The organism is Falsiroseomonas sp. RANM36, assembly GCF_056682175.1.
In genome coordinates, this window is sequence record NZ_JBWXTD010000005.1 from 583637 (window position 1) to 584591 (window position 955).

At 77.3% G+C, this 955-nt stretch carries 1 protein-coding gene; it reads left to right on the top strand.

All coding sequences use genetic code 11. From position 1 onward, the window contains the following. The coding region (locus tag AC1MIR_RS20820) for a Gfo/Idh/MocA family protein (RefSeq protein WP_480030092.1) at positions 1-822 on the top strand (822 nt) is incomplete at its 5' end. Positions 823-955: the final 133 nt, after the last annotated feature.

Consider the following 955-nt stretch of genomic DNA (forward strand, 5'->3'; position numbering starts at 1 on the left):
AGCCGCGCCGCCGCCGTGGCGGCCGAGGCCGGGGCGCCGGCGATGGGGCTGGCGGATGCGATCGCGGCGGCCGATGCGGTGATCGTCGCCGCGCCGCCGCGCTTCCATCACGCTCTCGGCCTGCAGGTGTTGCGGGCAGGCCGGCACCTGTTCATGGAGAAGCCGGTCGCGGCGACGCTCTCCGAGGCCGACGAACTGGCGGCCGAGGCCGCTTCGCGCGGGCGCGTGCTGCAGGTCGGCCATATCGAGCGCTTCTCGGCCGCCTTCCGCGCCGTGGTGGCGGCGCCGGGCCGCGAGCAGGCGCTCTCCTGGGAGGCGGTGCGCGCGGCGCCCTTCCGGCCGCGCTCGCTCGATGTCTCGGTCGTGCTCGACCTGATGATCCACGACATCGACCTGGTGCTGGCGCTGGCCGGGGAAGAGCCGGCGGAGGTGACGGCGGTCGGCGCCCGCGTGATCTCGGAGCATCCTGACTTCGCCGTGGCGCGCTTCCGCTTCCCCTCCGGCCGGGCGGCGGTGATCACGGCCTCCCGCGTGTCGCTGGCGCTGGAGCGGCGGCTGCGCGTGCTGGGGCGGGAGGGGGAGATGGCGGTGGATTTCATCGGCCGGAGCCTCGCCGTGCTGCGCAAGGGCGGCGCCGAGCCGGTGGCGAGCATGCCCGGCTTCGGTGTGGACCGCGCCGCCTGGACCGACCATGACAGCCTGGAGGCCGAGCAGGCCGGCTTCGCCGCCGCCTGCCTCGATGGCGTGCCGCCCGAGGTGGATGCGGCGGCCGGCCGCCCGGCGCGGAAGGCCGCACTGGCGGGGGGGGCCGCGATCGGCTGAGGCCCCAGCGCAGCCTCCGCCCCGGCAGGGGCCCCGGCGCGGCCGGGCGGCCGCCCACGTCTGCGGCGGGGTTTGGGCGGACAGGTCGCGGGAGGCCCGGGCCAAGCGCCCGCAAAGCCACCAGCAGAGGGGA